This is a genomic window from Epibacterium sp. MM17-32 (genome assembly GCF_022348205.1).
Taxonomy (GTDB): domain Bacteria; phylum Pseudomonadota; class Alphaproteobacteria; order Rhodobacterales; family Rhodobacteraceae; genus Epibacterium.
The window spans coordinates 1-24,849 of the sequence record NZ_JAKRFC010000010.1 but is presented as its reverse complement, the minus strand read 5'-3'; the positions used below and the strand labels follow the sequence as shown (position 1 = coordinate 24,849).

The following is a 24,849-nucleotide window of genomic DNA, read 5'->3' as shown; positions in this document are numbered from 1 at the left end:
CGCTACGCTGTGCATGTCAGTTTGGACATCTTCGAAAGGAAAGCCCGTGAGCGACTCCGCATCATCCAATCCGGATAAAATCACGAAACCCCGCAATCCTTTGTATCGCAAAAGGTCCACCGCGCCGATGAATGCCTTCGCCAGACATGACCAGACCGGCCCGGTGTCGCCTGAGGCGAAATCCGAGGCGCTTGGGGCGTTGTCGCTGCTCGAGGAGCTGAGCGATGAGCTGGAAGATACGCTCGATGTTTACGTGCCAAATGCCCATCTGCGCATGGCGATGCATCTGATCAAGGGGCATTTCGAGGCCAAGACCATCACGCCTACGTCGCTGATCGGGGCCAGCCGGGTGCCCTATGCGACCGCCACCCGCCGGATGAAGGAAATGGTGGAGGCGGGCCTTATCGAGCAGCGCCCGCGTACCAAATCCGGCAAGAGTTTCTCGATGCATCCCAGCGACAAGCTGCTGGACCAGTGGATACGCCTCTCAAGCCGCGTGCGGCGCATGGCCGAAGCGCGGTTTGGCGGGCGTCATCGCGGGCAGGAGAGCAAGGACTACTACTTTGGCGGCAGCTACTCCGCCGCGCAGTCGATCCTGCCGATGCGGGTGCGCAGCGAGCCGTTGAAAGTGTCGGGCGGCCTGCGGGTGCTGGTGCATGGGGATCCGACCTTTATGGTGATGGAGAACCTGAAACGCCAGTTTGAACAGGTGATCGGGGTTCAAATCAGCCAGCGTGCGTTTTCCATCGACCGGCTGCGCGAAGAGGCCCTGCGCAATGCGGACCGCGCCGCCAGCCGCTACGACATTATCGCCGTCGATCTGCCCTGGATCGGGGAGTTTGCCACCAAAGACGTGCTGATGCCGCTCGATCAGGTGATGGATGTGGCCCGGCTGGATACGGCGGATTTCCACACGGCGGGCTGGAAGGCGGCGCATTGGGGCGGGCGGGCCTATGGGGTGCCGGCGCAGACCACGCCGGAGTTGCTGTTCTATCGCCGCGACCTCTTTGCCGAGGCGGGGCTGGAGCCCCCCGCGACCACCGATGCGCTGTTGCACGCCGCACGGGCGCTGCATGACCCGCGCCATGGCCGCTATGGCATTGCGTGGAATGCGGCGCGCGGCACGGCGCTGGGGCATACGGCCTTGATGACGATGGCAGATTTCGGCCAGCCGGTTCTGGACTTGCCTGCCAACGCCGGCGGGTTTGACACCGACGGGCTGGCGGATCGGACGTACCGCGCCACCATCGACACGCCTGCGGGGCTTTTGGCGGCGGAATACCTGCTGGAACTGCTGCAATATTCGCCGCCCGACATCTTGTCGATGTCCTGGTACGAGCGGGTGCGCCCCTATGCGGCGGGCAATATCGCCATGGCCTACGGCTATACGCTGCTGGCCCCATATTTCGAGCTGGACGAAAGCTCGCCCGCTTATGGTCAGACCGGTTATCTGCCGCATCCCGCAGGTGGGGGCGGCAACCCAATTGCCCCGGTGGGCGGCTACGTCATGGGCATTCCGGCCAATCTGGCGCCCGACCGCATTCCCGCCGCTGTCGAGGCGCTGATGGTGTTTACCTCGCCCGAGGCGCAGAAGCTCTTTGTGCAGCACGGCAGCCGAACCAACCCGCGGTACTCGGTGGGTTCGGACCCCGAGGTGCGGCGGACCTCGCAGATCTTCGAGGCGGTCGACGCGATGTCCTGGCGCGATGAGCTGCAATTCTGGCCGCGCCCGCCGGTGCCGGAAATCGGCCAGATCATCCGCATCTGTGGTGAGGAATTTCACGACATGCTGCGCGGGGTCATCCCCCCGCGCGAGGCCCTGCGACAGGCACAGGCACGAGCCGATGCCCTGATTGCAACACAAAGAACATAGCGACTCTAGGAGGAGAGATCATGGACCCCAACCGATTGAAAGGTAAAAACATTCTGATCACGGGTGCGGCCCGTGGCATGGGGGCGACCAATGCCGAAGCCTTTGCGGCGCAGGGGGCAAATGTCTGCATCGGTGATCTCGACGGTGGTGAGGCGCAGGTGCTGGCCGACAAGATCAACGCCGCCGGAAACGGCAAGGCGATCGCCATTCGGATGGATGTGACCAAACGCGACGACAACGCCGCCGCCGTCAAGGCCACCGTGGATGCCTTTGGCTCCATCAATGTCGGCCTGTTCAACGCTGGTCTCAACAAGCCCCGGTTCTTCATGGATATCGATGAGGACAACTGGGACATGATCATGAACGTCAACACCAAGGCGATGTGGCTGGGCATGCAGGAAACCGCCCGCCAGATGATCGCGCAGGGGCCGATGGCGGACCACCCCTACAAGCTCATCAACGTGGGCAGCATCGCGTCGCGCAAACCGCTGGTGGATGTGACCGTCTATTGTACCTCGAAATACGGCTGTCTGGCGCTGACCCATTGCGGGGCGATTGGCCTGTCGGAGCATAATATCACCGTCAACGGCTATGCGCCGGGCGTGGTGGTGACGCCGCTCTGGGAGCAGCTCGACAAGGATCTGGTCGAGATCGGTTTCAAGGAGCGCGAAGGTCAGGCTTATGACGATATCGCCCGCGATGCCTTGCAGATCAAACGCGTGTCCTACCCCAAGGATATCGTCGGCACCGCGTCCTTCCTCGTCTCGGACGACAGCGACTACATGACCGGCCAGATGATCCACATCGATGGCGGCTGGTGCATCCAGTAGCACACTAACAAACTGAAATTACGCGATAAACGGGTGTGTGAGCGCATACCCGAAGGAGGAGCTATGTCTCGCGCACTGACCCCGAACGTCCTGACACCACAGGATCTGGAGCCCAATTGGCAATGGGAAGGCCGCCTGCCCGCATGGGGCCCGACACAAGTGGATTTTGAGCGCCGAGTCGATCACGACCGGCTGCGCCGCTACCGCCTGAGCCGCACCCGCGAGGCGCTGAGGAAAAGCAGCGCAGGCTCGCTGTTGCTGTTTGATGTCAACAACATCCGCTATGTGACCTCGACCAAGATCGGCGAGTGGGAGCGCGACAAGATGTGCCGCTTTGCCTTGCTCACGGGCGATGACGCGCCGCATGTCTGGGACTTTGGCTCTGCTGCGGTGCATCATCGCAAATACTCCGACTGGTTGGTGCCGGATCACTGCCACGCGGGCGTTGTCGGCATGCGCGGCACCATCCCGCCGAGCTTTGGCCTGATGAAGAAATACGCCGAAGACATCGCGGGCCTCATTGAGGATGCGGGCATGAAAGGCATGCCGGTGGGCGTGGATTATGCCGAAACCGCCATGTTTGAGGCCCTGAAAGAGGCCGGTCTGAATGTGGTGGATGGCCAGCAGATCATGCTCTCGGCGCGCGAGATCAAGAACTGGGACGAGATCCAGCTGCTGACGCAGGCCGCCAGCATGGTCGATGGCGTCTACCACATGATCTACGAGGAGCTGAAACCCGGCGTGCGCGAAAACGAGATTGTCGCCATGTCCAACAAGCTCCTCTACGAGTGGGGCTCGGACGATGTGGAGGCGATCAACGCCATTTCGGGCGAGCGCTGCAACCCGCATCCACATAACTTCACCGACCGCATGTTCCGCCCCGGCGATCAGGCGTTCTTCGACATCCTGCAAAGCTATCAGGGCTATCGGACCTGCTATTACCGGACCTTCAACATCGGCAAATCGACGCCTGCGCAGGTCGATGCCTACGTCAAGGCGCGCGAATGGATTGATGCGTCAATTCAAGCGATTAAGCCGGGCGTAACCACCGATCAGGTCGCCAAGCTCTGGCCCAAGGCCGAGGAGTTCGGCTTCCCGGATGAGCTGTCGGCCTTTGGTCTGCAATTCGGCCACGGGCTGGGTCTGGCGCTGCACGAACGGCCGATCATTTCGCGCGCGGTCAGCCTCGATAACCCGATGGAGATCCAGACCGGCATGGTCTTTGCGCTGGAAACCTATTGCCCGGCCAGCGACGGCTACTCCGCCGCGCGGATCGAGGAAGAGGTGGTGGTGACAGACACCGGTTGCGAGGTGATTTCGCTGTTCCCTGCCGAAGAGCTGCCGATCGCCAACCGTTACTAACCTCCCCCGAAGACTGCTCGGGCCTGCGGGTCCGGGCACTTTTTCTAAAGAGAGATCCCATGAGTCCCGCCAAGACATCATCGAACACCGAAGACTATCTGCGCATGTATCGCCAGATGGTTCGCATCCGCACGTTTGAGGACAACGCCAACCAACTGTACCTTTCGGCCAAAATGCCGGGGCTGACGCATATGTACTCCGGTGAAGAAGCCGTGGCCGTTGGCATCTGCGAGGCGCTGAAGATCACCGACAAGATCACCTCGACCCATCGCGGCCACGGCCATTGCGTCGCCAAGGGGGCCGAGTTCAAGGAGATGTTCTGCGAGCTTCTGGGCAAGGAAGAGGGCTATTGCCGTGGCAAGGGTGGCAGCATGCATATCGCGGATCAGTCCAACGGCAACCTCGGCGCCAATGCCATCGTCGGTGGCTCCATGGGTATTGCAACAGGCTCGGCCTTTACCGCGAAACTCTTGGGCAAGGACGATGTGACGGTCTGTTTCTTTGGCGATGGTGCCACCGCGCAGGGGCTGATGTATGAGGTCATGAACATGGCCGCGCTGTGGAATTTGCCGGTGATTTATGCCTGCGAAAACAACGGATACTCGGAATACACCCGCACCGATGAAATCGCGGCTGGCTCCATCACCGCCCGCGCCGAGGCCTTTGGCATCGAGGCGCATCAGGTGGATGGCCAGGATGTGCTTGCCGTGAATGAGCTGACTGAACAGCTGGTGGCCCGCGCCCGCAAAGGCGAGGGGCCGTTTTTCATGGAGCTGATGACCTATCGCTATCACGGCCACCACGTCGGCGACATCAACCGCGAATATTACCGCTCCAAGGAAGAAGAGAAGGATTGGAAGGAAAACCGCGATCCGATCACCCGTTTCCGCGGCTGGCTGGTGGAGCAGGGCATCGCCACCGAAGACGAGATCGAGGCCCTCAATGACGCGGTGCGCAGGGATGCCGAAGAGGCGGTGACTTACGCGCTGGAGGCCAGATACCCCGACGAGTCCGAGGTCGACATGCACGTCTTCACCGATGTCAAACACGCGCTGGCCTGAGGAGAGCGACATGCGAGAGATTACCCTATCCCAAGCGGTCAACGAGGCGCTGGCCGAGGAAATGCGCCGCGATGAGACCGTGTTCATCATTGGCGAGGACGTGGCCGAGGCGGGCACACCCTTTAAGGTGCTGAGCGGTCTGGTCGAGGAGTTCGGCACCGATCGCGTGGTCGACACCCCCATCGCAGAACCCGGTTTTATGGGGCTTGCCGTGGGCGCAGCGATGACCGGCACCCGGCCCGTTGTGGACCTGATGTTTGGCGATTTCATCTATCTGATCATGGATCAGCTCTGCAATCAGGCTGCCAAGACCCATTACATGTCCGGCGGCAAGATGAGCGCGCCTTTGGTCCTGCGCACCAACCTTGGCGCAACCCGGCGCTCGGCGGCGCAGCACTCGCAATCGCTGCACGCGCTGGTGGCGCATATTCCGGGGCTGAAGGTGGCGATGCCCTCTTCCGCCTATGAGGCAAAAGGGCTGATGAAGACCGCGATCCGCGACAACAACCCGGTTGTGATCTTCGAAGACAAGCTGATGTACAACGACAAGGCCCCGGTGCCCGAGGAGGAATATCTGATCCCCTTTGGCGAGGCCAATATCCTGCGCGAGGGGACCGACATCACCCTGATCGGCACGTCATCCATGGTGCAGGTCTGCGAGGCCGCCGCCGAGATCCTCGCCAAGGAGGGCATCAGCGCCGAGGTCATCGACCCGCGCACCATTGTGCCGCTTGATGAGAACACGCTGATCAAATCCGCCAAGAAAACCTCGCGGGTGATCGTCGTCGACGAGGGCCATCAGAGCTATGGCGTCACCGGCGAAATTGCCGGGCGGATCAACGAGAAGGCCTTTTATCATCTGGACGCGCCGGTGCTGCGCATGGGGGCGATGGATGTGCCGGTGCCCTTCACGCCTGCGCTCGAGGATCTGACCGTGCCCACGCCGGAGGCCGTGGTCGAGAAGGCGCGCAAGCTGATGTCGGGGGAGATGATCCATGCCGCATGAGGTGATCATGCCCGCGCTCGGCATGGCGCAGGACAGCGGCCAGATCGTCGCCTGGCACAAAAGCCCGGGCGACGAGGTCGCCGCTGGCGACGTGCTCTTTGAGGTAGAGACCGACAAGGCCACGATGGAAGTCGAGGCACAGGCCAATGGGGTTCTGGGGCAGGTGCGTCACGAGGCGGGCGCCGATGTGCCCGTGGGCGAGGTGATCGCGATGATCAGCACCTCTGCCGAGGCCACTGCGCCCTCGCGCTCCGATGGGGACGCCGCCGCCCCGGCACACGAAATCCCCGATGGCCACGGCGTCATCATGCCCGCGCTTGGCATGACCCAGGACTCCGGCTTGATCGTCGCCTGGCACAAGGCCCCCGGCGATGCGGTCGCCTCTGGTGATGTGCTCTTTGAGGTGGAAACCGACAAATCCACCGTCGAGGTCGAGGCCGATACAAACGGATTTGTCGCGGCTCTGTTGGCCGAGGCGCGCGAAGAGGCCCCGGTGGGGGAGGTGATCGCGGTGATCTCCAAAGAAAAGCCACACGCCCCCGTGCAACTGAGCCGCAGCGCCATCGGCAACGCTCCGGCGTCCGCCGCGGCGGCCCAACCGGCAGAGCCAGAGGCCAAAGCCGCTGCAACCGCAACTGAAGCGCCAACCTCGGCGCCCGCGCAACCGGAGCCCGCCACTGATGGGCGCATTCTGGCCTCACCCAAGGCCCGGCGTCTGGCGCTGGAGCAGGGCCTTGATTTTGCGCGCCTGGCAGAGGCCGGCCATCCGCAACCCTATCACGTCGCGGATCTTGAGATCCTGCGCACCCTGCCCACCAAGGCACCCGAACCTGCCGCCGCCAGCGCGCGCCGTCTGACGGCGGCTCTGGCGCAGGAGGGGTTCTCTGAGTTTGCCGCCTGGGCGCAAGAGGCTGCGGGCCTCGGCGACGCGACGGCGTTGCTTGCCGGCTTTGGTGGTGCAAGCCTTGGACGTGCGGCCATTGTCGCGGTGGAAACCCTAAACACTCAGCGCGTCTATCAGGTGCCACTAGGGCCCTTGGGTGATGTCACCGAGGCCGATCCCGACAGCCCCCCGGATCTCTGCTTGCGGGATCTGCGCCTGAGCCGGATCAGCGGCGTCGACCTCGGACCCGAGGACTGCCCGACGCTGACGCTCTGTGCGGAAGGGGCCGGGCTGGTGGTGACGCTGGAATGCGCCGCCCGCAGCCTCTCGGCGCGCGAGGCCATCACCCTTCTTTCCAATTTTGCAGCGCGGATGGAACAGCCCGTCCGCCACCTGCTCTGAGCCATGGAGACTGTCATGGAATTCATCGATCTTTATATAAACGGCACATGGGTGCCCGGCGCGGAAAAGGCACGGTTTGACGTGGTGAACCCCGCCACCGAAGAGGTGATCGCCTCCGTTGCCTCCGCCGAAATCAGCGATGCCGATGCCGCATTGGACGCGGCTGAAGCCGCCATGCAGGACTGGGCGGCGCGCACCCCGCGCCAGCGCTCCGAGGTGCTGCGCAAAGCCTGGGAGCTGATGAGTGCCCGGCTGGAAGAATTTGCCCAGTACATCACGCTGGAAAACGGCAAGGCCCGCGCCGATGCCATGGGCGAGGCCACCTATGCGGCAGAGTTTTTCCGCTGGTTTGCCGAGGAAGCCGTGCGCGCTGATGGGATGCTCACCCATGCGCCCGCCTCGGGTGCGCGCATCATGGTGCAGCACAAACCGGCGGGGTTAGCGGTTCTGGTCACGCCTTGGAACTACCCCGCCGCCATGGGCACCCGCAAGATCGCGCCCGCTTTGGCGGCGGGCTGTGCGGTGATCATCAAGCCGGCCTCCGAGACGCCGCTGACGATGCTGGCGCTGATGCCCTTGCTCGAAGAGGCAGGCGTGCCGCCGGGGCTGGTGAATGTACTGCCCTCCATGCGCACGGGCGCGCTGGTCGATCACATGCTGCATGATCCGCGCGTGCGGGTGGTGTCTTTTACCGGCTCCACCGGGGTGGGGCGCAAACTGCTGCACTCTGCCGCCGATCAGGTGTTGAAACCGGCAATGGAGCTGGGCGGCAATGCCCCCCTCATCGTGTTCGACGATGCCGATCTGGATGTGGCTGTCGAGGGTGCGATGCTTGCTAAGATGCGCAATCTGGGCGAGGCCTGCACCGCCGCCAACCGCATCTATGTGCATGAGGCCGTGGCCGAGGAATTCACCCGAAGATTCTCGGCCGCCATGGGCGCGCTCAAGGTCGGCGATGGCACCGACCCAAGCGTCGATGTCGGCCCGCTGGTGAACGCCGACACCCGCGACAAGGTGGCAAGCTTTGTCGCCGACGCGGTGGCCAAGGGTGCCAAGATCGAGATTGGCGGCACCCAGCCCGAGGGGCCGGGGTACTTCTACCCGCCCACGGTGCTCTCGAATGTGCCGGAGACCGCCGACTGCGTGCATGACGAGATCTTTGGCCCGGTGGCGGCGATCCAGACATTCTCCGACCAAGACGACGTGATACGGCGCGCCAATGACACCGAATATGGTCTGGTGGCCTATGTCTTCTCCGAGGACATGAAACGCGCGCTGCAAGTCTGCGAGCGGCTGGACTACGGCATGGTGGGGCTCAATCGCGGGCTGGTCAGCGACCCGGCGGCTCCCTTTGGTGGGGTCAAACAATCCGGTCTGGGCCGTGAAGGCGGGCATGAGGGGATGCTCGAATTTATGGAAACCCAATATATTTCGGCCAGCTGGTAGGGGGCGCTTATGTCAGACGTCATTGCATCCCCTTCGGTCCGCGCATTGGCGCGCAAAAAGGGCGTGGATATTGAAAAACTCGCTGCGGATCTCGGTCGCCAGACCATCGCGCGCGAGGATCTGGAGGGCGGCGCCACTGCTGCCCCGGCAGGCGACACCTCTTATTGGGAGGTCGATCACAGCGCCTATGGTCCGGTCACACAGGAACCCATGAGCCGCTTTGGCCAGATCGCGGCGGCCAATCTTGCGGCGGCCAATGCGCTGATTCCGCAGGTCACACATCACGACCGCGCCGATATGACCGCGATCGAGGCGCTGCGCCGAGACCTCAAGGCGGAGACACAGGCGCAGGGCGTCAAGCTCACGGCGCTGGCGTTTCACGTCAAGGCGCTGGCGCGTGCGCTGCGGGAATTCCCCCGCTTCAACGCCTCGCTGAGTGCCGATGGCAAGACCCTGATCCTGAAAGGTTATGTTCATATCGGCATCGCGGTCGATACCGCGCATGGGCTGATGGTGCCGGTGATCCGCGACGCCGACCAAAAGGGGCTGTTGCAGATCGGGGCAGAGATCCGTGATCTCGCCAGCCGTGCGCAGAACCGCAAGATCGGCCCGGACGAGATGGGCGGCGCGTCGATGTCGATCTCCAATCTGGGTGGCATCGGCGGCATTGGCTTTACGCCGATTGTGAACCCGCCGGAGCTGGCGATCCTTGGCATCACCCGCACCGAAACCGTGACCGTCTGGGACGGCGACGCGCCGCGCCCGGTGCCGATGGTGCCCTTGGATCTGAGCTACGATCACCGGGTCATCAACGGTGCGGATGCGGCGCGGTTCCTGTCCTATTTTGCAGGACTATTGAGCGATCCACGCCGGATGATGGTCTGAGGTGGCAACGAGATCCGATAGGCACGCTGACCTCATTCAGGACGCATACCCAGGTGGCCAGCGGAGGATCGCCATCGAGCAAGCCCTTGGCGGGCTCAGCGTTTTGTAACGAGTTCCTGGGTGCGCCCCGGCTGCGCGATGTGCGGTCGGGGCATGTTTCACGGCATTTTTCGGGACGCGTCCGACAGGCGCGCAGCAGCGAGCACGGCCTCCGATCCGACCTGCAAGTTTGCCACCGTCTCCTTGATGCGCTCTTCCAGCAAGCGCGCCGCGGGCGAGAGAGTCGAATCGGCCTTGCGCAGCAGGTGAATTTCGCGCCGCGCCGTCACATCCGCCAGCGGACGAAACACCAGCTCCCCTGCGGCGGCGGCCGATGTGGCCATTTCCGGCAGCAATGTAATCCCGATGTTCGCGCGCAGCATGCCAAAGATCGAGGTCAGGTTCTGCGCCGTCAGCAGCGCCTGCGCGTGCAGGTCCCGCGCCGCGGCGGCTTCGATCCCGGCAGAGAGGCTGTTGGCTATCAGGCGATGCCCGGCCAGCTCTGCCCAGCTCACCGGTTCCTCCTGCTGCGCCAGTGGATGCTCAGGCGCGCAGATCACGCCAAACTCGTCCGACAACAGCAATTCGCTGTGCAGCCCCGCGTCATGTTCGCCCTTGGTGGCAATGCCAATGTCGATACGATTGCGCGACAGCTCATGCCGGATGGAGTTGGAGTCCATGTCGCGGACCTCGATGTCCACTTCGCCGAAGTCGTTGATGTAGCGTGAAAACACCTGCGGAATGATGGTGCCCGCAACCGAGGGTACGGTTGCGATCCGTACCCGCCCGTAGACGGCGCGGGCATATCCCTCGATGGCGCGCACAGTTGTGTCGAAATGCTGAACCTCCTGCTCCGCCTGCTCCAGCACAAAAGCGCCCAGGGCCGTCAGCCGGTTCTTCCGATCCGTCTCGAACAGCGGTTCGCCCAGATGCGCCTCCAGCTGTTTCAGCATCATCGACAGGGCCGAGGGGGTTCGGCCCAGCACCTCTGCCGCGTCGCTCAGGTTGCCGCTGCGGGCCACGGTCACATAGGCGCGCAAAGTCTCGATCTTGAGCATGCTGTTGCTCCTGTATTTCAGCAAATCTGAAATTTGCTTAAGAACTTTAAGTTTGCCTGAATGAAATCAGCGAGTCCATACCGGGGAAAACGGACTCCTGACGAGGCAAGACACCCATGACAGAGATTCAAAAGAACCTGATTGCAGGCGAATGGCAGGCCGGCGAAGGCGAGATCGAGAACCGCAACCCCTCCGACCTCTCCGATCTGGTGGGGCTGTTTGCCCAGGCAAGCGGCGATCAACTGGACGCGACACTGACGCAGTCGCGCAGCGCGCAACAGGAATGGGCCGCCTACGGGATGGAACGCAAACAGGCGGTGCTGATGGCGATCGGCACCGAGCTGATGACCCGGGCCGAAGAACTCGGCACGCTGCTGTCGCGCGAAGAAGGCAAACCGCTGGCCGAGGGCAGGGGCGAGATCTATCGCGCCGGTCAGTTCTTTACCTACTACGCCGCCGAATGCCTGCGCCAGCTGGGCGAGAATGCCGACTCCGTTCGTGCTGGTGTGGAAATCGACGTGCGCCGCGAACCCGTCGGCACCGTGGCGATCATCAGCCCGTGGAATTTCCCCACCGCCACCGCCGCGTGGAAGATCGCGCCGGCGCTGTGCTACGGCAATGCCGTGGTGTGGAAACCGGCCAATGTGACCCCGGCGTCTGCCGTGGCCCTGACCGAGATCATCGCGCGCCAGGATATTCCCCGGGGGCTGTTCAGCCTCGTCATGGGCGCTGGCCGCAGCATCGGCCAGCGGCTTGTCGAAAGCCCGCAGATCGACGCGATTTCCTTTACCGGTTCGGTGCCGGTGGGCAAGGGCATCGCGGCCGCGGCAATCCAGAACCTGACCAAGGTGCAGATGGAGATGGGCTCCAAGAACGCGCTGGCGGTGATGGACGACGCCGATCTGGACCTGGCGGTGACGCTGGCCCTTGGCGGCGCGTTCGGCGGCACCGGTCAGAAATGCACCGCGTCCTCGCGCCTGGTGGTGCATGAGGCCGTGCATGATGCCTTTGTCGAGGAACTGGTGGCCGGCACCCAAGCGATGACGGTCGGCCATGCGCTGGAGGCCGGCACCCAGATGGGCCCGGTGGTCAGCGCCCAGCAACTGGCCGAAAACCTCGCCTATGTGGATCTGGGCCGCTCCGAGGGCGCGGAGCTGGCCTGCGGCGGCCAGCGGTTGGAGATGGCCACCGAGGGCTTCTACATGTCGCCCGGCGTGTTCCTGAACACCACCAACCAGATGCGCATCAACCGCGAAGAGATGTTCGCGCCGCTGACCTCGGTCATCAAGGTTGCCAGCTATGACGAGGCGCTGTCGGTGGTGAACGACACCAACTTCGGCCTGACCTCCGGCATCGTGACCACCTCGCTTGCCCGCGCCACCCATTTCCGCCGCAACGCGCGCACCGGCGTGGTGACCGTGAACCTGCCGACGGCGGGCACCGACTACCACGTGCCCTTCGGTGGGCGCGGTGACAGCTCTTACGGACCGCGCGAACAGGGCAAGGCTGCGGCGGAGTTCTATACCACGGTCAAGACCGCCTACATCAGCGCCGGACCGGTGTGATGCGGATCGACGGCCTGCAATATGCCAACTGGTCGGAAAAGATCTTTCGGCAGCTGCGCGAGGGTGGCGTGGACGCGGTCCATGTCACCATCGCCTACCACGAGAATTTCCGCGAAACGGTGCTCAACTTCGAGAAATGGAACCGCTGGTTCGAGCAATTTCCGGATCTGATCCTCAAGGGGCAATCAGCCGCCGATATCGACACCGCCCGCGCCACCGGGCGCACGGCCGTGTTTTTCGGGTTTCAGAACCCCAGTCCGATCGAGGATGACATCGGCCTCGTGGAGATCGTGCACACCCTGGGCGCTCGCTTCATGCAGCTGACCTACAACAACCAGTCGCTGCTGGCCTCGGGCTGTTACGAGGACGAGGACACCGGGCTGACCCGCATGGGCAAGCAGGTGGTGCGCGAGATGAACCGGGTCGGCCTGGTGGTGGACATGAGCCATTCCGGCGATCGCTCCACCATCGCGGCGGCAGACCATTCCGACCGGCCCATCGCGATCACCCACGCCAACCCGCACGCCTGGTCCCCGGCCCTGCGCAACAAGCGCGACGACGTCATCCGTGCGGTGACGGAAAACGGCGGCATGTTCGGCTTTTCGGTCTACCCGCATCACCTGAAGGGCAAATCGGAATGCAGCTTGCAGGACTTCTGCGACATGGTGGCCCGCACCGCCGAACGGTTCGGCCCGGCGCATCTCGGGATCGGCACCGACCTGTGCCAGGACCAGCCCGACAGCGTGGTGGAATGGATGCGCGTGGGCCGCTGGACCAAGGAGATCGACTATGGCGAGGGGTCAAAATCCGCGCCCGGTTTCCCCGCCATGCCCGAATGGTTCCGCGACAACCGCGACTTTTCCAATATCGAGCGCGGCCTGCGCGCCACCGGCCTGAGCGAGGTCGAGGTGGCCGGCATCATGGGCGGCAACTGGTATCGTTTCTTTTCTGAAAATTTCGGCCCCAAAGCAACAACATAACCGGTCGAAGCGGACAACTTGCCGGCGCGGCAAACGCAGCGCGGGCGGACAACGGGAGGGACTTATGTCCGACGCAACACAAGACGAAATCAAGAAGGACAGCCGCGTGAACGTGCCGCTGTTCCTGATCTCCGGCGGCTTTATCGCGCTGTTCTGCCTGGCGGCGCTGATCAATCTCGACGCGCTCTCGGCAGCGGTCGACTGGGGGTTCAACATCGCGGCCACCTACTTTGGTCTGTATTGGCAGGTGCTGCTGCTGGCGACCTTCCTGATCGGGCTGGTGCTGTGCATTCTGCCCGGCGGGCGGGCGATCATGGGCGGGCTTGCGGCACCGGAATTCACCACCTTCCAGTGGGGGTCGATGATCATGTGCACCCTGCTTGCGGGCGGGGGCGTCTTCTGGGCGGCGGGGGAGCCGATCGCGCATTTCCTCTATTCACCGCCGCTCTTTGGTGCCGAAGGTGCGACCGCGGCCGCCGTCAACCCGGCCATCGCGCAGAGCTTCATGCATTGGGGGTTTCTCGCCTGGGCCATCCTCGGCTCGCTGACCACGGTGATGCTGATGCATTACCACTATGAAAAGGGCCTGCCGCTGGCGCCGCGCACGCTGCTCTATCCGGTGTTCGGCGACAAGGCGATCCACGGTCCCATCGGGCTGATCGCCGATGCCTGTTCGATCATTGCGGTGGTTGCGGGCACCGTCGGGCCGATCGGGTTCCTGGGCCTGCAAGTCAGCTATGGTCTGGCAGCACTGTTCGGTCTGCCCGATGTGTTTGCCACCCAGTTTGCCGTGATTGCGGGGCTGGTGGCGATCTATACGATCTCTGCCATGACCGGTCTGTCCCGCGGCATCCAGGTCTTGTCAAAGATCAACGTGGTGCTGGCCGCGCTGTTGCTGCTGTTCGTGCTGGTGGCGGGGCCGACCACGTTCATCTTCGGCTCGTTCTTTTCGGGGTTTGGCACCTATGTCGGCAATTTCTTCCAGATGGCCCTGTTCCGCGGCGAGGCTGGCCTGTTCGGCGATCCCGGCTGGCTCGGCTGGTGGACGGTGTTCTTCTGGGGCTGGTTCATGGGCTACGGGCCGCTGATGGCGATGTTCATCGCCCGGGTGTCCCGGGGCCGGTCGATCCGGTCGATCATCCTCATGCTCTCGGTGATTGCACCGATCGTGACCAATTTCTGGTTCACCATCGTCGGCGGCACCGGCATCGCGATGGAACTGGCGGAACCGGGCACCATCTCCGCCGCCTTCGAAGGGTTCAACCTGCCCGCCGCGCTGCTGGCGATCACCACCAACCTGCCGATGGGCTTTGTGGTTTCGATCCTGTTTCTGATCCTGACCACGATCTTTGTAGCCACCACCGGCGATTCCATGAGCTACGTGATTTCCGCCACCATGAGCCACGATGACACGCCCCCCGCGGCCATCCGGGTGTTCTGGGGCATTGCCATGGGCCTGATGGCGGTGATCCTGATTTCCGTCGGCGCTGGCGGCGTCTCCAAATTGCAGAGCTTCATCGTGGTGACAGCGGTGCCGGTCTCGCTGCTGCTGCTGCCCTCGCTCTGGGATGCGCTGCGCATCACCCTAGCTAAAGGCAAGGACAGCTGAGCCTTCTCCCGGGCGCACCCTTGTGCCCGGGCCCCAACCGGCCAGACCCGGCCTGACCACGACACATGGACCCCACCACCACAGACCCCTGCACAAGGCCCCACCGAATGACCGACGTTCCCGCCCGCGATCCTGATCTGGTAATGCGTCTTGCGCGCCTCGGCTCCATCCACCAGTCCCGCCTGTCCTTCATGCGGATCCTGACCCGCCGCATGGCCCGCGACGGCTGGCGGTTCGAACAGACCGCCTTCGAGATCGATGCCAGCGGCGAAGGCCACGCAGTCTATACCGCCCACACGCCGGAGCGCGCCTATTCGCTGGTGGCCTTTGCCCATGATCTGCCGCCGGAAAAACGCTCCGACCGGGTGATCGCCGACGCCTGGGACGCGACCTTCACCCTGTTTGACGGTATCCCGACGCCCGAGGACATCGCCCGGCTGGCACAGAATATCCCCCTGCAGGAAGCAGGCCGCGTCACCGGCAGCGAGCTTTCGGTCTCTCGCGCCAACCGTTCGGTGCGGCTGTGGGAGCATGTGGTCACCGCGCTGGCAGCCGGGCAACAGCCCGACGCGGCGCAGATCGACGCCGTCGGCTACCTGATGCGCACCACCGCGGTCTACGGCTCCGGCAAGCTGGGCGCGGCAGATCGCGAGATGATCGCCGACCGCCCCGAATTCCGGGTGCCGTTTCAGGCCGAAATGCTCTCGGTTTACCTGACCCGCTGGTTCGTCACCGACCTTGTGCAACATATGGCGGACTGTCGCGCCGCGCGGTCGGGCAAGACCGCTGCGACCCTCGCGCCCGAACTGGCGCGCTCGATGGGGATCGGCAATTCCACCGGGCTTGGCATGGCCCCCTTCCTGCTCAACCACCCGGTGTTGTTCAATAACTGGATCGCCGCACGGGAAACCGCCCTCAGCCGGGTGCGCGGCCTCGATCAGGCCAGCCCCGGGGACATTGCCCTGTTTCGCGACCTGTTCGACCGCGCAGCGCAGCTGGTCGACGGCTGGCACTCCGAACACCCGGTTCAGGTGGACAAGCTACAGGCGCTGCGGGACGACATCGACCAGCTGCGCGGCTACCTGGAGCGGGCGGATCTGTCGGCGCCCGCCCCATGGGATGCGCTCTACCGCTGGGCCGAGGACACCTTGTCCCTTGAAGGGCAGGAATGGATCGCCTCGCTGATGCTGGAACCCTACGGAACACTGGTCGATGATCTGGCCGGCACCATGTCGGCCGACAACACGGCCACGTTCCGCATCGCGGGCGCCATGTCGATCGGTGATCTGCGCAACTTGCTGGACCGGGTCTACAGATGGGCCATCGACACCGACTGGTCCGCGCCGGGCAACAAGGCGCGCGCCTGGTACGTGTCCGAGGAAAAGCTTGAACCGCGTCTTGGTGAACGGTTTGAGGAACCGATCGAGGAATACGAACAGCCGCTTGCCCCCGGTCGCGATGCCGCCCTGCTGCATGCGGCGCTGAAACACTGGCCGGACGAGGCGCAAGTGGCCGAATTCATCCTGCGCCATCCGGAGCACCGTCATGTCTTGCGCCGGGTCCAGATCGTGGGCCGCGCGCCCTATGCCGAGATCCGCGACAACACGATTTCCGACCGGGTGCTTCCCATCGACATGCTGCGCTGCAAGCTGGCGTTCTTCGGCGCGACCAAATTCGATCCGCGCTCCGACCGCTGGGTGCGCATCTGCATGTATGGCAACGCCCCGCTTCCCAGCGAGCTGTCACCGGAGACCGCAGATTTCTGGGTGTATCCCACCTTGCCGGAGGTCCAGGCATGAGCCACTCCCTCAATGAAATCGAAGCCATGAGCAAACGCGCCGCACGGGGCGCCGGCCTGTCGTGGGGCCTTGCGGAAGAGGCGGCCAAGGGCACCCGCTGGCTGTCGGCCTTCGGCTTTCCCGGCACCGACCTGCTGGCGGATCTGTTGGAAATGAACGACCGCATCCCGCCCATCGACGTCTCGCCCGTGTCCCTTCGCGCGCCCGTCTGGCATGCCCCCGCGCGGCGCATGAGCCCGCTGATCGCCGGTGCATCGCTCAGTGACTGCGCGATGCGGTTGATGGAGCGCGGCACCATCGCGATGGAGAACATCTGCTTCCCGCTTCTGTCGGTGCCCTTCATGGGCGGCGCGGCGCAACGCCTGGGTCATCCGGTGGCGACGGAATGGGCCGGGGCACGGCTGGCCACCGATGGACGCCAGCTCTGCGTGCAGGGCGATACGACGGTGTTGCGGGCCAGAATGGCGGATCAGATGGTCTTTACCGCCCCTGCCAGGATGACCGGACGCCGCGAACCGGTGCTGCGCGCCGATGTGTCGGTCGAAAGCTGGCAGCGACTTTCGACCTTCGCCCACCGCACCTTTGCCCCCGCCACCGACGACAGCCGGCTGCGCGGTGCCGGCGCCGGGCTTAGCGACAACGACTGACATTTGGCCCTGACCCGATGACCCATACGAGCCCCCAACAGAAAGACCTGCATATGACCGCAACTGAAACCCTGTCCCTGAGCGAGATCGAAGACCTTGCCTTTCGCGCCCTGGTCAAGGCCGGCACATCCGAGGAAAACGCTCGCCCGCTGGCCGTTGCGACCGCGATGACCGAGGCCGATGGTGTCGCCTCCCATGGGCTTGCCTATATCCCGATCTACGCCCAGCACGTCGGCTGCGGCAAGGTCGACGGCACGGCAACGCCGCGACTGTCACACCCGCGCCCGGCAGTGATCTGCGTCGATGCCGCCACTGGGTTTGCCCATTCGGCAATCGATCTTGGATTTGAACAGCTGGTGCCACTGGCCCGCGAGTTGGGCGTGGCGGTGCTGGCGGTGAACAATTCTTACAATTGCGGCGTCCTTGGCGTGCACACCCGGCGTCTGGCAGAGGCTGGCCTATTGGGGATCGGGTTCACCAATGCCCCCGCCTCGATCGCCCCCTCCGGTGGGGCGCGGCCGGTGGTGGGCACCAACCCGTTCTCCATCGCCGCCCCCGATGCAGATGGCTCCGTCGCGGTGCTCATCGACCAATCCGCCAGCACCATCGCCAAGAGCGAAGTCATGAAACACGCCCGCGAAGGCCGACCGGTGCCCGAGGGCTGGGTGCTGGACGCCGACGGCCAGCCGACCACCGATCCGGAGGCCGGGCTAAAGGGGTCCATGGTGCCTTCGGGCGGCTACAAGGGCGTCGGGATCGCCCTGACAGTGGAGCTGATGGCGGCCGCAATGACCGGAGCCAACCTCGGCACCCAAGCCAGCCCTTTTTCCGGCACCGCAGGCGGCCCGCCGCGCACTGGACAGATGTTCATCGCCATTGATCCACAGGCAAGCTCCGGCGGCGCTTTTGCCGACAAAATGCGCAGTCTTGTCGACTCCATCCACGCGCAGGAGGGCGCACGGCTTCCCGGCGACGGCCGCAAGTCCCATCGACAGCGCGCCGCAGAGCGGGGAGTGGACGTCAATGCGGCCCTGCTTGAAACCGTGCGCGGGTTGACCTGACTTCGCGCGTCAAGCGCGCACTGCCACCAGGCGCGATCCACCAAGGACCATGCTCCGACGGAACAACGAAAAACGGGGGTGCTAAAAACACCCCCGTAATGTTGATTATGTTATATTGGTTCGGTGACATACCGAGATTTGAACCCGCAGCGGATCACAGTGTCGGAATAGCCTTGCGGACCTCTCGGGCAATCAAAGCAGTCAGGACAGCTTTGACGCAGTCACCAGGCAGGAAGGCCGCAGATCCAACAAGCGCCTGCCCCAGCGACAGTTCGGCGATTTGAGCCAGCCATGGCACGCCAAACAGGTACACAACTCCGATGCCACCGATCAGGATGTAAATGAGAGAAAGCAGGAACGCTGGTTGGGTCTTGTGGCGATCAAAGAGCAAGCCGATCACAAATGCCCCCACGACGAACCCGATCAGGAAGCCGCCAGAGGCACCGAAGAACACCCCCGCGCCGCCACGCCCGCCGGCCAACAGCGGCAGCCCAAGCGCGACAAGCCCGAGAAACAGCGCAATGGCCAGACCGCCACGTTTGGCCCCCAGCAACGCGCCCGCCAGCATCACGCCCATGGACTGAGCGGTGATCGGCACGCCAAGCGGCAGCGTAATCTGTGGGATCACGCCAAGCGCCGCCATCAGGGCAGCAAACAGCGCGATGAGAACGATATCCTTCGTATTCATGGGGAGGAGTCCTTGTGTGGTCGTTAGATAGGGTGGCGTTCAAAACCCGCGGGCGTCGATAGCATCCGAGATTTCTTCCGAAATCTTGATGGTCCGCACGATCGAGGGAATGGCGATGGCGAAGGGATTGCGCTCCAACCCCCGGGTTTTCTGAGCTTCGCGTACCTCTTGTACCACCTGCGTCAGCACGGGAATGAAACGCAGGGTCAGCGAGATCGCCAGGCTGATACCCTCGGTACGAAATCCAAAGCGACGCAGCGGTGTCAGTCCGGCCTCGATCCCGTCGATCATATCGCTGGATTTCGTTGTCAGCGTCAGCAGCCCAGCCAGCATCAACAACACCGCAAAGCGCAGGATCACAAAGAGGCCGAAGAGCCAGCTGTTGAAAACCAGCTGGGCAACAAAGATCAACCCAAAGATCCACCACGCCGGACGGACCTGCTGCCAGGCCATGACAACCGGCAACCGCGCGACACTGTAGAGAACAAGCGTACCGCAAAGGGCGCCCAACGAGAGCGCGAAATGATCGATGGCGAACAGTACAGACCCGGCAATGGCAAGCGCGAGAATTTTCCAGCCCGGTGCAAGCGCGTGAAGCGGAGAGTCGCGTTCAACATACAGATCAAGCATCCTGCATTGCCTTTATATATCGAACGGTGGCCCGGTCAGGTTGGTCATCCACCAATACCCGCCCCTCCTCAAAGACGATCGCCCGATCAAATTGGGACACCAGATCCAGATCGTGAGTGACGACAATCGCCGTCTGCTCCAAAGCCTCGATCGCATTGGCGATTTTTAACTTGTTGCGAAGGTCCAGCAATGTGGTGGGCTCGTCCAAAACCACATACTCCGGGTCCATCACCAGGACGCCGGCAATTGCCAGAAGCTGCTTTTGCCCCCCGCTCAGGACATGCGAGGACTGCCCCCGGCGGGATAGCAGCCCGTATCTGCCAAGGACCTCTTCGGCCAATCGCGCCCGGTCTTGCGCGGGCAGGCCGAGGTTCTTCAGACCAAAAGCAACGTCCTCCTCGACAATCGGAAAAACGATCTGGTTATCAGGATTTTGAAATACAAACCCGACCTTCTTACGAATGTCACGGCCGTGTTTCGCTGTATCGAGACCATCGACCAGAACCCGGCCCTCTGTGGGCAGACGCAATCCGTTCAGGAGCCGGGCAAAGGTGCTTTTGCCGCTTCCATTGCTGCCCAGAATGGCAATCCGGCGCTCTGAGAGAGTCAGGCTGACGTCCCTGAGAACGGGGCTGTTATCAAGTGTCAGACTGACATTTTGAACTTCAATCATTCTTGCGCGCCCTGATCGTCTCTTGGCCGTTGGCGTCTCCGCTGCCGTTCAGCCCATAGCGGATCTGCCGAAGAATGAAAAGAATATATTATCTATAATATCAAAATTGCGGCTCACTCTAGCCTGACCCGATGTCCTCCGGGGCAATGGCTACGGATTTCACGATTGCAAATGCCTGCCGTCCCGGCGCCAATTGTAACGCCGCCACCGACCGTTGCGTGACACGTGCCAGCAAGGGGCCGGCCTGAGTGTCAAGGGTCACCAATGCGCCAGGCCCCTCCCCTGACCGGATAGCCACCACAGTCCCGGGCAATATGTTCAGCGCCGACATCCCTTCGGGATACCGGTCTGCCAGAATGACCTCATGGGCAGAGATCCTTAACCGCAATGACGCCCCGGAGGCGGCGGCAACACGGGGCACCAGAATTGGAATCCCGGCGGCATCCAATTCACTCAGCCCGTCGGCATGGTGGCGCACCAAACGCGCATGCAGGATTGAGCCGACATTGCGAACACCAGTTGGCACTACGCTTGGATCGGACAATACATCTCTTGGTGGCCCGATCTGAACGACCCGTCCGCCATCCAGTACAACAACGGTTGTGGCCAGTCGCGCGACTTCGGCCGAGGAATGGCTGACGTATAAAACCGGGATCTTCAGCTCATCCCGAATGCGCTCGAAATAGGGCAGAATTTCCAGCTTCCGCGGTGTGTCCAGTCCCGTCAGCGGCTCGTCTGCCAATAACAGCTCAGGTGCCGCGAGCAAGGCCCGTCCGATTGCCACCCGCTGCTTCTCTCCTCCGGAGAGCTGCGCTGGAAATCGGTCGAGCAACGCCTCAAGCCCGAGAATGTCGACGATATGGGCCGGCTCCGCGGGACGCCGACGAAGGGGAAGAAGACGGTATCCGTAATAGAGGTTTCGGCGCACCGACAGGTGCGGAAACAGCCGCGCATCCTGAAAGATGTAGCCGATCCGCCGCCGCCGGGTGGCAAGCGCGACCCCCCGGGAAGCATCGTACAATACGCGATCACCGACACGAATATGGCCACGCTCCGGACGGATCAGACCGGCAACGGCATTCACGATCGTCGTCTTGCCAGAGCCCGAGCGCCCAAACAATGCAGTCAGGCCCTGCGGCGCGGAAAACGCTGCCTCCAGCTGAAACGCCCCTTGGCGTAGCGCAATATCAATTTCAAAACTCATGAGGGTGTGCCCGTCTTCCGGAGCCTGCGCCCAAGGAGCTCTGAGAGCAGCAATGCGAGAAATGAAATCAGTATCGAGACCACGACCAGTCGTATGGCGGCGCCCTCCCCGCCCGGCACTTGCAAGAAAGCATAGATGGCGGAGGGCAATGTCTGGGTTTCACCCGGGATATTGGCCACGAACGTGATGGTCGCACCAAACTCACCCATTGCCTTGGCAAAGGCCAGGATTGCGCCGGCAATCAGACCGGGGAACGCCAGCGGCAGGGTCACGGTGAGAAAGATCCACGGCGCGGATGCCCCCAAGGTGGCGGCTGCGCGCTCCAGCCCGGGATCTACCAACTCGAAGGAGAGGCGCAAGGACCTGACCATAAGCGGAAAGCCCATGATACCGGCAGCCAGGGAAGCGCCAGTCCAGCGAAAGGCAACCCCCATGCCAAGCGGCTCCAACACCCGTCCGAATGGACCCGTCGGACCAAACCCCAGCAACAGCAGGTAGCCAGTTACCACAGGTGGCATGATCAACGGCAAGTGCACCAGGCCGTTGAGCAATTGCTTTCCCGGAAACCGGAAGCGCGCCAGCACATAAGCCGTTGCCACGCCGAACGGCAGACTCACCAGCGTTGCCCAGAGCGCCACTTTGACGGACAGGCGCACCGCGTTCCACTCTTCCGGCCCAAATGATGTCAGCATATTTGCCATCACTCACCAATCAGAGGGACAAACCCCTGTTTGGCGAACAAGGCGATCGCCGATTTGGACGTGAGATGATCCAGAAAGGCGCTCGACGCCTCAGACTGCCGCACTGCCGCCACCGGGTAGATGATCGGTGCATGAAGCTCTGGCGGGATGGAGTAAGCCACCGTGACACGCGGTTCCGCGAAGGCATCCGTGCGGTAAACAATCCCATATGGCACCGCCTCTGCCGCAACCAGGGCAAGCGCTGCGCGGACATTGGCGGATTGGGCCACACGGGTCGAAACCTCTTCCCATATCCCCGCCGACCGGAGCGCGTTTGCCCCATAGATCCCCGCTGGCACAGCATCAATCTGAGCCATGGACAGCCGCCGCCCGCGTAGTTCACGCCGTAAATCCTGCAAACGCTCCAGTTCCGTCTCTCCCGGGGCCGCAATCACCACCAATGTGTTCCCCAGCAGATTTGCCTGTGTGTCAGGGGCAATCAGGCCTTCTTGCGACAGCAAATCCATCCAGGCCAAATTGGCCGAGAAGAATATATCTGCCGGCGCGCCCTGCTGAATCTGTCGCGCGATGACCGAAGAGCCTCCGTAGGAAACCGTTACGGCCTGGCCCGTGTCCTCTGCATAGAGAGCGACAACCTGATCCAAGGCGGACTTGAGGCTGGCGGCCGCAAAGATACGCAGGGGTTCAGCGTGCAAATAGGAGGGAACCAGCAGGGCGCAGACCATTCCCAGCCTGACCGCCAACCTCCGAAGTGCGTTTCCAAACGTGTTGTACATTGATTCCGGGCGCCATTGGTGCTGCCCAATCAAACTAGGGTCAGGCTCCGCTCGGATACAAGGCTCAGTGTGGAGGTTTTTCGAAACGGAACAGATTCAGACCCTCGAGATCTGGCCGATACTGCAAACCGTTCTGATCCGGACCTCTTGACCCGAGCCGAGGTTTCGCGACCGAAAGGCAGAGATCGTCCCAGCGCTGACGCGGAAGGAGGTTCTGTTCGAAGGCATTGGGGAGCACCTGTCGTCGACCGATCCCCGGCCAAACGGTCCGGGATCTGCTGGCCGCGAACCGCCCTTGCGCCCGCGCAAGATCGGGATCAGAACAGCGTGACGTTGTCGACAGCTGCCGGTTTGCGCGCCGGAACGCGGGTCCGAGCGACCGCTGCCTGTTCTTCTTCACCCAAGCGACGGTCATCCGCGACATGGGTTTGCTGTGCTGCCCCTGAACATGCGTGAAAGCGGACGCGCCGGGCGGAGGTACCGCCAACCGAGGAGGACACCACCGGAATCCCTTCATCACGCAGGAAACGCTGTACAAAATCGGCATTGTTCGCCCCGATGTCGGACAGGTTGGCCGACATCTTCGCTCCGCCAAAAACCTTTGCTTTCAGGTTGCTGCGCAAGGCGCCCTTCTTCATAACCCCGTTAATCAGAAGTTCCATCGCGTGCACCCCATAGCGGGCACTGACCCCGCCGGCACCGGAGGAGGACGCCAGCAAGAAGTGATTCATGCCGCCGACCCCGTTCTGATCGTCATAGATACACGCCGCAATACAGGAGCCCAGAACGGTCGAGAACACGACCTTAGAATCCGTTGTGACCTTGTAGTCACCTTGTAAGACGGTGACAGTGTTCGTATTTTGAAAAACAGTCGACAAAGCGGCTTCCTTCCAGATCTTAGGTCTTGCAGGCTTGCAGAATTGCTCCGGCCATTCGGGCCAAAGGCACTTGTTTTTGGGCGGCGCCGATTTCCCAAGCAACCCTGGGCATACCGTAGACCACCGCGGTCTTTTCATCCTGAGCAACGGTTGTTGCACCTGCTTTGCGCAACTCCAGCATGCCCTTGGCCCCATCCTGCCCCATACCGGTTAAAATTGCGGCAACAACATCTTTGGCACAGGGCACTGCGGACGAAAAAAGTGCGTCAACAGACGGTGTGTGGCCAGAAATATTCGGCCCCTCCTTCATCCTGATCCGATGCGGTTTGCGTGGGGTGATCCCCATGTGACGCGGCTGCCCGGCCGCAATGTAGACACGGCCCGTTTGCAGCGTCATGTTATCCTCGGCAGCCACGACTTTAGCGGGGCAAATGCGGTCAAGGAGAGACACCAGGCCACTACCGAAGCTCTTGCCTGTATGCTGGACGATCAATGTCGGCGGACATTGAATCGGAAACCCGACCAGCACATTGCGCAACGCCTCGACCCCGCCTGTCGACGACCCAATCAGAATAATCTTCTTAAAGTCCTCTCGACCGCTGCTGGCCTGTGCCGTGGCTGCAGGTGGCGCGTTGCGTCGCGGCGCCTTGATCATCATGTCAAAGTACTGGACGAACTGTCGCGGGCTATCGGATTTTGTCAGTTCGAAAATACCCGCCCCGACATTCAAGAGCGGGGAAGAACGCCGCGCCGGCGTCGAGTTGGCGTCATCCATGACCGACACCCACCGCAC

23 protein-coding genes are annotated in these 24,849 nt (G+C 62.8%); 14 read left to right on the top strand and 9 right to left on the bottom strand.

Annotated elements, in window-relative coordinates; all coding sequences use genetic code 11:
• Positions 1-127 precede the first annotated feature (127 nt).
• From MHM88_RS15905 to MHM88_RS15870, 8 genes are all read left to right on the top strand, one after another.
• Positions 128-1,873 (top strand): ABC transporter substrate-binding protein, encoded by a 1,746-nt coding sequence (locus tag MHM88_RS15905; RefSeq protein ID WP_239367413.1) that lies wholly within the window; start codon positions 128-130, stop codon positions 1,871-1,873.
• Positions 1,874-1,893: 20 nt separating this feature from the next.
• Entirely contained in the window at positions 1,894-2,703 is an 810-nt protein-coding gene (locus MHM88_RS15900) for an SDR family NAD(P)-dependent oxidoreductase (protein ID WP_239367410.1), read from the top strand.
• A gap of 63 nt (positions 2,704-2,766) precedes the next feature.
• Positions 2,767-4,065 (top strand): Xaa-Pro peptidase family protein, encoded by a 1,299-nt coding sequence (locus tag MHM88_RS15895; protein ID WP_005619409.1) that lies wholly within the window; start codon positions 2,767-2,769, stop codon positions 4,063-4,065.
• 59 nt (positions 4,066-4,124) lie between these two features.
• On the top strand, positions 4,125-5,126 hold the full coding sequence (locus tag MHM88_RS15890; RefSeq protein ID WP_239367408.1) for a thiamine pyrophosphate-dependent dehydrogenase E1 component subunit alpha: 1,002 nt from the start codon (positions 4,125-4,127) through the stop codon (positions 5,124-5,126).
• A gap of 10 nt (positions 5,127-5,136) precedes the next feature.
• On the top strand, positions 5,137-6,132 hold the full coding sequence (locus tag MHM88_RS15885) for an alpha-ketoacid dehydrogenase subunit beta (protein ID WP_239367406.1): 996 nt from the start codon (positions 5,137-5,139) through the stop codon (positions 6,130-6,132).
• Entirely contained in the window at positions 6,122-7,417 is a 1,296-nt protein-coding gene (locus MHM88_RS15880) for a biotin/lipoyl-containing protein (protein WP_239367404.1), read from the top strand. Before MHM88_RS15885 ends, MHM88_RS15880 begins: the two co-directional genes overlap by 11 nt.
• 15 nt (positions 7,418-7,432) lie before the next feature.
• Entirely contained in the window at positions 7,433-8,863 is a 1,431-nt protein-coding gene (locus tag MHM88_RS15875) for an NAD-dependent succinate-semialdehyde dehydrogenase (protein WP_239367402.1), read from the top strand.
• A 9-nt stretch (positions 8,864-8,872) separates the two neighbouring features.
• On the top strand, positions 8,873-9,748 hold the full coding sequence (locus MHM88_RS15870) for a 2-oxo acid dehydrogenase subunit E2 (RefSeq protein WP_239367400.1): 876 nt from the start codon (positions 8,873-8,875) through the stop codon (positions 9,746-9,748).
• Between the two features lie 158 nt (positions 9,749-9,906).
• Here MHM88_RS15870 and MHM88_RS15865 read toward each other — a convergent pair whose 3' ends face one another.
• The gene (locus tag MHM88_RS15865) at positions 9,907-10,845 is read right to left on the bottom strand and encodes a LysR family transcriptional regulator (protein WP_239367398.1); all 939 of its coding nucleotides are present in this window, start codon (positions 10,843-10,845) and stop codon (positions 9,907-9,909) included.
• A gap of 116 nt (positions 10,846-10,961) precedes the next feature.
• Here MHM88_RS15865 and MHM88_RS15860 point away from each other — a divergent pair, with 116 nt between their 5' ends.
• The 6 genes from MHM88_RS15860 (at position 10,962) to MHM88_RS15835 (ending at position 18,506) form a co-directional block, all read left to right on the top strand.
• Positions 10,962-12,410 (top strand): aldehyde dehydrogenase family protein, encoded by a 1,449-nt coding sequence (locus MHM88_RS15860; RefSeq protein WP_239367396.1) that lies wholly within the window; start codon positions 10,962-10,964, stop codon positions 12,408-12,410.
• The gene (locus tag MHM88_RS15855) at positions 12,410-13,390 is read left to right on the top strand and encodes a membrane dipeptidase (protein ID WP_239367394.1); all 981 of its coding nucleotides are present in this window, start codon (positions 12,410-12,412) and stop codon (positions 13,388-13,390) included. Before MHM88_RS15860 ends, MHM88_RS15855 begins: the two co-directional genes overlap by 1 nt.
• 64 nt (positions 13,391-13,454) lie before the next feature.
• On the top strand, positions 13,455-14,999 hold the full coding sequence (locus MHM88_RS15850; RefSeq protein ID WP_239367392.1) for a BCCT family transporter: 1,545 nt from the start codon (positions 13,455-13,457) through the stop codon (positions 14,997-14,999).
• A 107-nt stretch (positions 15,000-15,106) separates the two neighbouring features.
• Positions 15,107-16,798, top strand: a complete 1,692-nt coding sequence (locus MHM88_RS15845) for a hypothetical protein (protein WP_239367390.1) — start codon at positions 15,107-15,109, stop codon at positions 16,796-16,798.
• The gene (locus MHM88_RS15840) at positions 16,795-17,445 is read left to right on the top strand and encodes a DUF3726 domain-containing protein (RefSeq protein WP_239367388.1); all 651 of its coding nucleotides are present in this window, start codon (positions 16,795-16,797) and stop codon (positions 17,443-17,445) included. The genes MHM88_RS15845 and MHM88_RS15840 overlap by 4 nt, the downstream gene beginning before the upstream one ends.
• A gap of 53 nt (positions 17,446-17,498) precedes the next feature.
• The gene (locus MHM88_RS15835) at positions 17,499-18,506 is read left to right on the top strand and encodes an Ldh family oxidoreductase (protein ID WP_239367386.1); all 1,008 of its coding nucleotides are present in this window, start codon (positions 17,499-17,501) and stop codon (positions 18,504-18,506) included.
• A 154-nt stretch (positions 18,507-18,660) separates the two neighbouring features.
• On the opposite strand, the gene MHM88_RS15830 is transcribed toward MHM88_RS15835, so the two are convergent.
• From MHM88_RS15830 to MHM88_RS15795, 8 genes are all read right to left on the bottom strand, one after another.
• Positions 18,661-19,194: a biotin transporter BioY gene (locus MHM88_RS15830; RefSeq protein WP_239367384.1), complete on the bottom strand. Its 534-nt coding sequence runs from the start codon at positions 19,192-19,194 to the stop codon at positions 18,661-18,663.
• 39 nt (positions 19,195-19,233) lie between these two features.
• Entirely contained in the window at positions 19,234-19,824 is a 591-nt protein-coding gene (locus MHM88_RS15825) for an energy-coupling factor transporter transmembrane protein EcfT (protein WP_239367383.1), read from the bottom strand.
• Positions 19,817-20,497: an energy-coupling factor ABC transporter ATP-binding protein gene (locus tag MHM88_RS15820; protein WP_239367382.1), complete on the bottom strand. Its 681-nt coding sequence runs from the start codon at positions 20,495-20,497 to the stop codon at positions 19,817-19,819. The genes MHM88_RS15825 and MHM88_RS15820 overlap by 8 nt, the downstream gene beginning before the upstream one ends.
• A 118-nt stretch (positions 20,498-20,615) precedes the next feature.
• On the bottom strand, positions 20,616-21,701 hold the full coding sequence (gene modC / locus MHM88_RS15815) for a molybdenum ABC transporter ATP-binding protein (protein ID WP_239367381.1): 1,086 nt from the start codon (positions 21,699-21,701) through the stop codon (positions 20,616-20,618).
• A complete protein-coding gene (gene modB / locus MHM88_RS15810; RefSeq protein ID WP_239324354.1) occupies positions 21,698-22,393 on the bottom strand; it encodes a molybdate ABC transporter permease subunit in 696 nt (231 codons plus the stop codon). Before modB ends, modC begins: the two co-directional genes overlap by 4 nt.
• 8 nt (positions 22,394-22,401) lie before the next feature.
• Positions 22,402-23,127, bottom strand: a complete 726-nt coding sequence (modA, locus tag MHM88_RS15805; RefSeq protein ID WP_239367380.1) for a molybdate ABC transporter substrate-binding protein — start codon at positions 23,125-23,127, stop codon at positions 22,402-22,404.
• A 368-nt stretch (positions 23,128-23,495) separates the two neighbouring features.
• Positions 23,496-24,056, bottom strand: a complete 561-nt coding sequence (locus MHM88_RS15800; RefSeq protein ID WP_239324350.1) for a chemotaxis protein CheD — start codon at positions 24,054-24,056, stop codon at positions 23,496-23,498.
• A 19-nt stretch (positions 24,057-24,075) separates the two neighbouring features.
• Positions 24,076-24,849 (bottom strand): CheB methylesterase domain-containing protein (locus MHM88_RS15795; RefSeq protein ID WP_239367379.1); only part of this gene is annotated, 774 nt, incomplete at its 5' end.

Bases quoted from the DNA above. Each gene is read 5' to 3' on its own strand.
- MHM88_RS15905 (WP_239367413.1), top strand. From the start codon at position 128: ATGAATGCCTTCGCCAGACATGACCAGACCGGCCCGGTGTCGCCTGAG.
- MHM88_RS15900 (WP_239367410.1), top strand. From the start codon at position 1,894: ATGGACCCCAACCGATTGAAAGGTAAAAACATTCTGATCACGGGTGCG.
- MHM88_RS15895 (WP_005619409.1), top strand. From the start codon at position 2,767: ATGTCTCGCGCACTGACCCCGAACGTCCTGACACCACAGGATCTGGAG.
- MHM88_RS15890 (WP_239367408.1), top strand. From the start codon at position 4,125: ATGAGTCCCGCCAAGACATCATCGAACACCGAAGACTATCTGCGCATG.
- MHM88_RS15885 (WP_239367406.1), top strand. From the start codon at position 5,137: ATGCGAGAGATTACCCTATCCCAAGCGGTCAACGAGGCGCTGGCCGAG.
- MHM88_RS15880 (WP_239367404.1), top strand. From the start codon at position 6,122: ATGCCGCATGAGGTGATCATGCCCGCGCTCGGCATGGCGCAGGACAGC.
- MHM88_RS15875 (WP_239367402.1), top strand. From the start codon at position 7,433: ATGGAATTCATCGATCTTTATATAAACGGCACATGGGTGCCCGGCGCG.
- MHM88_RS15870 (WP_239367400.1), top strand. From the start codon at position 8,873: ATGTCAGACGTCATTGCATCCCCTTCGGTCCGCGCATTGGCGCGCAAA.
- MHM88_RS15865 (WP_239367398.1), bottom strand. From the start codon at position 10,845: ATGCTCAAGATCGAGACTTTGCGCGCCTATGTGACCGTGGCCCGCAGC.
- MHM88_RS15860 (WP_239367396.1), top strand. From the start codon at position 10,962: ATGACAGAGATTCAAAAGAACCTGATTGCAGGCGAATGGCAGGCCGGC.
- MHM88_RS15855 (WP_239367394.1), top strand. From the start codon at position 12,410: ATGCGGATCGACGGCCTGCAATATGCCAACTGGTCGGAAAAGATCTTT.
- MHM88_RS15850 (WP_239367392.1), top strand. From the start codon at position 13,455: ATGTCCGACGCAACACAAGACGAAATCAAGAAGGACAGCCGCGTGAAC.
- MHM88_RS15845 (WP_239367390.1), top strand. From the start codon at position 15,107: ATGACCGACGTTCCCGCCCGCGATCCTGATCTGGTAATGCGTCTTGCG.
- MHM88_RS15840 (WP_239367388.1), top strand. From the start codon at position 16,795: ATGAGCCACTCCCTCAATGAAATCGAAGCCATGAGCAAACGCGCCGCA.
- MHM88_RS15835 (WP_239367386.1), top strand. From the start codon at position 17,499: ATGACCGCAACTGAAACCCTGTCCCTGAGCGAGATCGAAGACCTTGCC.
- MHM88_RS15830 (WP_239367384.1), bottom strand. From the start codon at position 19,194: ATGAATACGAAGGATATCGTTCTCATCGCGCTGTTTGCTGCCCTGATG.
- MHM88_RS15825 (WP_239367383.1), bottom strand. From the start codon at position 19,824: ATGCTTGATCTGTATGTTGAACGCGACTCTCCGCTTCACGCGCTTGCA.
- MHM88_RS15820 (WP_239367382.1), bottom strand. From the start codon at position 20,497: ATGATTGAAGTTCAAAATGTCAGTCTGACACTTGATAACAGCCCCGTT.
- modC (WP_239367381.1), bottom strand. From the start codon at position 21,701: ATGAGTTTTGAAATTGATATTGCGCTACGCCAAGGGGCGTTTCAGCTG.
- modB (WP_239324354.1), bottom strand. From the start codon at position 22,393: ATGCTGACATCATTTGGGCCGGAAGAGTGGAACGCGGTGCGCCTGTCC.
- modA (WP_239367380.1), bottom strand. From the start codon at position 23,127: ATGGTCTGCGCCCTGCTGGTTCCCTCCTATTTGCACGCTGAACCCCTG.